The organism is Fervidicella metallireducens AeB (assembly GCF_000601455.1).
Classification (GTDB): Bacteria; Bacillota; Clostridia; order Clostridiales; family Caloramatoraceae; genus Fervidicella; species Fervidicella metallireducens.
The window spans coordinates 1-7,250 of the sequence record NZ_AZQP01000068.1; the positions used below are offsets into that span (position 1 = coordinate 1).

Below are 7,250 nucleotides of genomic sequence, written 5' to 3' on the forward strand. Positions count from 1 at the left end.
AATATTTTTGGAGGGGTTGTCATGAAAGAAGACAAAAAAATTGATTTCAAAACACTAATATCAATAGGGGTATATGCGGTTATATTAATAGTTAGCGGTTACCTTTTACAAGACATGAAAAATGGAATAGGAATATTTGTATCGATTGCTCTAATTGGTTTAATTTTATTAGTCGTAATGCATTCTAGAAGAGCTGTATATACTTGCATAGAGTGCAAGAAGGAATTTAAAATATCTCCAGTTATTGATTTAATTTCTCCGCATAATGTAGATAAAAAATATTTAAAGTGTCCTTATTGTGGGAAGCGGGGTTGGCATAGGGAAAAGAGATAGTTTTATTTGGCAGTTTTAGAATATATCCGGGGAACGATAATTAAAAATTGGTGAATATAATAGTAATTGATATGTTTTTAATAAAACAGTATTAACTAAATAAGTAAGCAATGGTAAAAGGTATTTTAATCTCCCAAAGTTATCTATAGGTGCCAAAAACTTAGCTTTATTTGCGAATATTCAGAGAAATAATTAATATGATATTAAATTTCTAAGAATTTTACTCTGAGATAATTCTTGCATGATAGTCAATTGTGAAAAATCAGTAGTTTGAAAAACTTTGGAAGTACTATTAGGAAGAGGTGAGTTTTTGGATAAAATATTTAAGGCATTATCTGATGAATCAAGAAGGAAGATTATTAGTATGCTCGTAGAAAAGGATATGTCAGTAAATGAAATTGCTAAGGATTTTAATAAAACGCAACCATGTATATCCCATCATTTAAAAGTTCTTGAAAGTGCAGGAATTGTTGAATCTAGAAAAGAAGGGCAATTCTCAATTTACTCTATAAAGATGTCTTCAATTCAGTATATTATAAATTGGTTTATGGGACTAAGAGATAATAAGTAGGAGGGAAGTGTGTTGGATAAAAATAAGAATAGAGGGATACTATTTATTATTTTAGCAAATATTGTATTTGCAGTTTCTTACTATATTGCTAATAAAAATAGTTCAACAAGTAATCTATATGCCACACTAATAATTGCAGTTAGTATTCTGATTCAGTATGTAATTTTTAGGACGTATGCAGGCAAGGCGAAAGATATGGCTGCTATTGAAAAATACTATTATAAAGTGTTAATAAGTTCTACAATCGTATTAATGACTATACAATTTGTATTACTTTATAGTTACTTTAATGCGAAAATAGATTCTTATAAAATTGTTTCGATAATAATTTCGTATATGCTAATTTATATTGGTAATATAATGCCGCAAATCAAACAGAATTTTATAATTGGAGTAAGAACAAAAAAAGCATTAAGTAACGAGAAGGTGTGGAGAAAGGCTAATACAATTGGAGGAATTAGTTTAGTAATTGTTGGAACAATATTATTCATAATTTGTTTATTTATGAGAGGCAAATATTTGATCGTGCTATTATTAGTAGGAGTAGTATTATGGTCAATAATTAATGATTTTTATATTAGTGTTTATTGTAAAAAGAATAAGATTTGATGATATATCTAAAAAAGATATATTTTACATTAGAATGTAAAAAAAGGATGTATATTTTATTTTACAATATTCTTCGGAAGTATATTGCTTATAGCTAAGTGGTGAAAAGTCCTCATCCGGTATTAGGATGGGGTCTTTTCTATGTCATCCTTAATTAAATTATAAAGTAGTTACACAATAGTACTAAAATTTAATATAAAGCATCTTGACTACCAAAAAAGTATTTTATAATAGAATATATAAGAAATGGAATTTTATCTATATTTTACATTAAAATCAAATAAACGAGTACTGCAAAGCGACTTTGGAGGATAGTAAATGATGAAAGTTCCAATAATTTTAAGAGAAAATCTTGTATCACAAATATATAATTATAATTCTAATATTAGATTAGATATGATTGATGATAATAAGTATATAATTCTAAAAGAAAATTACCATTTACATAATTGGCCAGATAAAACTTTATTAATATTTAATGGCATCGAGGTTTTATCGTTAAATATTGAAGGGGCAGAAGTAATAAACAAGCTCAATGGAGAGCATACATTACAGGAAGTTGTGTCTAATTCATTTAAAGAGTTAGATCAGTCGGATATGAGCAAGTATTTTTCAATTAAAATGTTTATCTTGCAGCTGTACAGGAGAAACATAATAGATTTTTTAGAATATAAGCAGAATAGAGTAATCAAAAATACCGGAAGCAGAGACTGGTATGTACCTTATTCCTGTTCTATAGAAATAACTAAGCAATGTGATCTTAGATGTAAACATTGTTATGGTGAAGCAGGAGCTATGAGAAACACTCAGCTAACAGAAGAACAAATTTATTCTATTCTAGATAAATTAAGTGATGGGTGTAATAGTGTAAGCATAACCGGCGGCGACCCAATGTGTCATCCTAAAATAAAAGAAATTATAAAGTATAGCATAGCACGTGGATTTGAAACAACATTAATCACGAATGGTATGAGATTGAATCAAAATTGGGCAAATTGGCTATCAGAAGTTGGAATAAAGCGTGTTAAGCTTAGCTTGGATGGCCCTACCAAAGAAATACATGATGAATTAAGGGGAGTTAAGGGAGCTTTTGAAAAAGTAATACTTGCTATGGGATATCTAAAAAATGCAAAAGTAAGCTTTTCAATTGGTACTGTGATAACAAAAAAGAATTTAGAATATATAAATATTATTGCTGATATTGCATATGAAAATGGAGCGAAGTCTATAGGTTTTGGCAGAGTTGTAAATCATGGAAGAGCAATTAGGGAAATGAAAGATGCAAGAGAAAGTGATTTAGATTCAATAATAAAGAAAGTAGATAAAATAATGAGAGATTATAAAGGAAAAGATTTTTTGGTTACATATGAGGAGGACGGAAATTGGACAAGTAGTTTTCTGGATAAATGCCCAAGTCTTGAAGAATATTATTTATATAGAAATAACAATGTCAAATGTAGTTGTAATGGGTGCGGAGCGGGATCGAGATTGTTGTTTATTGAGGCAAACGGAAACATAAAACCATGCATGATGAGTACATTTACAATAGGGAAAATAAATCATGGTGAGGATATGGTAAATATAATTAACAAGTCAACCAATGAATGTTTTTCAAATTTAGAGAGTCCGGACCTAAATACTTGTAAGAATTGTGATTATGTCAGCAATTGTTTAGGCTGTATTTCTCAAGCTATAACAAATTCTAGTTTAGTTGAATGTAGGTGGAAAAAAGAAATACTTAAACATGAGTTGAAAATGAAAGAAATATTAAGTGGTGAGGTAGGTTATGTATAAAAACACATATATTTACAATATAAAGGTTGTATCGGATAAAGCTGCCTATGAGAAGGTAGGAGAGTATAAAGTCGAAATAGTTGAGGAGAATGGAATAAGAACAGTTAAATCGACAGTTGTGATAAACGGAACCGAGCTAGAAAGCAATCAGGTACTTTATAATTCAGAATCATTGCTGCCAATTAAATCGCAGGTTTTTACTAAGTTTGGTGATATGGATATTAACATAGAGTGTCATTACAAAAAGAACTCTATAGAGTTAGTTGCAAAAACTCCAAAGGGTATATATAAAAAGAAATTAAAAAATAGAGATAACATCTATGATAATCTACAGGTTTACGACTTAGTTAGTAAATTGGATTTTACAAATGAACAAAGACATAAGATAAATATTTTAAATATTAAAACTTCTATTGTGGAGGAATACGAAATTTCATATTGTTGTTTAGAAGAAGTAAGGCTAGGAGATAAGGTATACTCTTGTTCCAGATTATCACTATCCAAGGTTATTGACTGTACAGAAAAGCAATTCCTATTGTATTCAAATTCCGCCGATAGAAAATTAATCAAAGCAGTAAATAAGGGACAAGTTCTTGAGTATTCATGTAATTAATAGGGCTATTTATGCCGATAATCACTAATTATGATGATATTTTGCTTTTTTTAAGTTGTCTTTTGACTATTCAAATAAAGAAAACTTAATCTTCAGGAATGCAGATTATCTATAGAAATTATCAAAGTTTAAGGGTTAATCAAAGGTTATGCATTAGCTTTTGATTAAAGCAATAGGAAAGGGGGGATACATAATGCAGAATTATCAATCACCATCAATTCAACTAGTTGGGGGATCAGGCAGCTCAGCAAATGCTGTTAGCTTAATAAAAATGGGCTATGCAGTTTTAGCTGTTGCAGGTGCTGCGCTAATTGCAGGTGCAGTAGCAGCTGTAGTTTATGGAGCAGCATGGGTTTGGTGTGATCCATACTGGTAAAATAGGAAAATGGTTAAGTTCTTGTATTTACAAGAACTTAATCATTTTAATATTCATTAAAAAATCGAATTAATTCGGAGGTACTCCTATATGATGCTGGAAAATAAAAGTATAAATGAACTTTACAGTATTAAGCTAATCGAAGAGGCAGATACAAAAAGACTTATAAAATTTATGAATAAATATATGAATAGCAAGCATGAATTTGAAATGTCGAAAAGAATATTTTTGAGCGATCAAATATTAAATCAAGAATGTTATAATGACATAAACATAAGAAGCAGTATATATAATTTTTATGAAGAATACATAGTTATGGAGAAGGAAGGCAAAATTGCTGCTTTGATAGCACTAGACATAAACAGAAATAATTTATCAAAGGTACTCAATCTGAACTTGATAATATGTGAAGAGGGTGAAATGAGTAGGCTAAGGGACATGTTTATTTTCGCTACAGAAATATTACCGGAATACTCCATTGTAGAACCGACAAAGATAAGAACGTATATAAGAGAGAACGGCATATTTACTGAGTACTGGAAAAATAAACTTATGGAAGCTGGTTTCTCTCATGAAGTTACAAGGGAAAACGAAGTTGGTAACGGAGTAGCATTAACAACAATGATAATAAAGATGAAATAATAATATAGTATGGAGGCATTATGGAAAATAAAGTTTGTACACATAATAGTATATTAAAGGGACCTTATCAATTGACTGTTGATATAACAAATAGATGTAATCTTAGATGCTTGCATTGCTACAACTTTAGTGGTGAAAATAATATATGTACTGAAGGGGAAATGACAGACTCAGAACTAGTAGCCTTAGTTAAGGATATAGCTTCGATAAAGCCATTGAACGTATGCTTTTGTGGAGGTGAACCATTACTGAGAAAAGATATTCTTCTAAAGTGCATAAAAATATTAAATGATGAAGGTATACAAGTTTCATTTGTTACAAATGGATTACTATTAACACCGGAAGTATCAAAGCAGTTAAAAGAAGCTGGTTTATCAAGAGCACAAATAAGTATTGATGGTATTGGGAAGTCACATGATAGGCTAAGAAGACATGAAGGAGCCTTTGAAAAGGCAGCTGAAGCATTACAGAATTTAAAAGATGTAAAAATAGAAACGGGTGTTGCATTTACGCCAACTAGTTGGAACACAGAAGAATTTGATCAGATTGTTGATTTTTGTATAGAATTATCAGTAAGAGAAATAAGGGTACAAGCCACCATGCCTATTGGAAGAGGAGAAGAAAACGATAGAGAAATACTGCCTAATAGTTTACAGTATAGAAGAATGATTAAATCTTTTAATAGGAGGAAAAGAGAATCTTTGTATAGAGGCAGAGGAATAAGATTTGAATGGGGAGACCCAGTAGACCATTTTATAAGATTTTCTGAATATAATAAGGAGTGTTGTCCCTTTGTGTCTATAAAGGCGGATGGCGGAATTGCTCCAAGTATATATTTGCCGATAGTGGTTGGGAATGTTAAAAAACATAGCTTGATAGAGTATTGGAAAAATGGACTAGGTGCAGTTTGGAAACTTGACATTATTCAAAAGGTATCTAGAAAGATTAAATCTGTTAGAGAAATTAATATGGATTATATAGGTATGCCCAAAACATTTAAAGACAGTGATATAGAACTGGACATTATAGAAAATAAGAATTTAAAATATATTGATGTGAGGTAATTATGAATAATGAAGTTAATCTTTTAGAGTTTAAACCAAAGTTTTTAACAAACCTAATAGCGTATTCCAGAGAAGAGAATGATGGATACTTTTCATTTAGGTTTATAACTCCGGCACTTTCTAATGAAACAATATTGAATTGGACTTGTGTAGAAATAATCAAATTGCTTAATGGAGAAACCACGCTAAAGGATATAGTTGATTATTTTGTTACAAAGTATAAAGCTCCAAGGGAAGTAGTATATAATGATGTTGTTTCGATAATCCAGAATTTCTTGGATTTACAACTGTTAACTTGGGAAGGAACTAATCCTTTTATAGATAAATATAAATTTGAATTAGGGTATGGATTTAGTGCATATTTAGCTGATTATAAGGATGTAAGTAAGATTATTGGTTACTTCAAGAAAGCTAACATAATGGATGAAGAAAAAAGAAATAGTCAGTATAGATATATTAACCCCTATGTAGATGTAGTTAACCTAGTAAATGCAGAAACATTAAAATCAGGATTCTTAACAAAAGCACAATTTATATTTGTATTAGAAAAAGAAGACAAAATTAGAGGTGTATTCTTTAGCATGAATAATATGAAAATAAATGTTAATTCACTTATAGCTGTAATCATGGATGATGATACAAATGTGGAAGATAAATTTTTAGAATATGTAATCTCCATGATACCACAGATATCAAAAAAATCAATAAAAAAGTTTAGGCTTTATCTATCAGATAATGATAATATCGAAAATACAATATTTAAAGAAGGACATTTTGTTAAAGGTGTGACATTAGAAGATGAGCTAGGATATAACCAAAATGTTGTTGAATATAACTATTGTATATAAGGTGTTTTTATGGAAAGAATAATGTTTGGAGAAAATTTAGAATTTCAGAGTAGTATAGGTGCACCGCTATATGTTGTCCTAAACATAACCAATAAGTGTAACTTAAGATGTTTGCATTGCTTTAATGATAGTCCAACATCGACAAAATCAGCTTGTAAGGAGCTGGAGGATGATCAGATAATTAAAATAGTAAAGGAACTGGGAGAAATGAAAGTTGCTAACGTTTGTTTTTCTGGTGGAGAGCCCTTGGTTAGAAAGCAGGTACTATTTAATTGTCTGATGCTGTTAGGACAGAGAAATGTAAGAACATCTATAGTTACAAATGGGACTTTAATTGATGAACAAACGGCTGAAATGCTAAATGTTTTAGGAGTAAAAGAAGTACAAGTTAGCTTAGATG

The 7,250-nt window shown here is 30.0% G+C and carries 10 protein-coding genes; all 10 read left to right on the forward strand.

Translation table 11 applies throughout. The features are described 5' to 3' along the window. On the forward strand, positions 1-333 hold a 333-nt coding region (locus Q428_RS14695), incomplete at its 5' end, for a hypothetical protein (RefSeq protein ID WP_051515175.1). Between the two features lie 310 nt (positions 334-643). Further along, positions 644-904 carry a metalloregulator ArsR/SmtB family transcription factor gene (locus Q428_RS13020; RefSeq protein WP_011838200.1) on the forward strand — a complete coding sequence of 87 codons (261 nt, stop codon included), beginning with the start codon at positions 644-646 and terminating at the stop codon, positions 902-904. A gap of 12 nt (positions 905-916) precedes the next feature. Further along, positions 917-1,513, forward strand: coding sequence for an SdpI family protein (locus Q428_RS13025; protein WP_041734287.1), 597 nt, complete (start codon positions 917-919; stop codon positions 1,511-1,513). A gap of 318 nt (positions 1,514-1,831) precedes the next feature. Then, on the forward strand, positions 1,832-3,307 hold the full coding sequence (locus Q428_RS13030) for a radical SAM/SPASM domain-containing protein (protein ID WP_011838198.1): 1,476 nt from the start codon (positions 1,832-1,834) through the stop codon (positions 3,305-3,307). Then, entirely contained in the window at positions 3,300-3,920 is a 621-nt protein-coding gene (locus Q428_RS13035) for a DUF1533 domain-containing protein (RefSeq protein WP_011838197.1), read from the forward strand. The genes Q428_RS13030 and Q428_RS13035 overlap by 8 nt, the downstream gene beginning before the upstream one ends. Before the next feature lie 193 nt (positions 3,921-4,113). Next, positions 4,114-4,296, forward strand: coding sequence for a hypothetical protein (locus Q428_RS13040; protein ID WP_020458080.1), 183 nt, complete (start codon positions 4,114-4,116; stop codon positions 4,294-4,296). 90 nt (positions 4,297-4,386) lie between these two features. Then, positions 4,387-4,938: a hypothetical protein gene (locus tag Q428_RS13045; RefSeq protein ID WP_011838196.1), complete on the forward strand. Its 552-nt coding sequence runs from the start codon at positions 4,387-4,389 to the stop codon at positions 4,936-4,938. A gap of 20 nt (positions 4,939-4,958) precedes the next feature. Next, on the forward strand, positions 4,959-6,002 hold the full coding sequence (locus tag Q428_RS13050) for a radical SAM/SPASM domain-containing protein (protein WP_035381625.1): 1,044 nt from the start codon (positions 4,959-4,961) through the stop codon (positions 6,000-6,002). A gap of 2 nt (positions 6,003-6,004) precedes the next feature. Next, entirely contained in the window at positions 6,005-6,850 is an 846-nt protein-coding gene (locus tag Q428_RS13055; protein WP_035381627.1) for a PqqD family protein, read from the forward strand. Positions 6,851-6,859: 9 nt separating this feature from the next. Beyond that, positions 6,860-7,250, forward strand: a 391-nt coding sequence (locus Q428_RS13060; RefSeq protein WP_035381629.1) for a radical SAM protein, incomplete at its 3' end; no start/stop codon positions are given.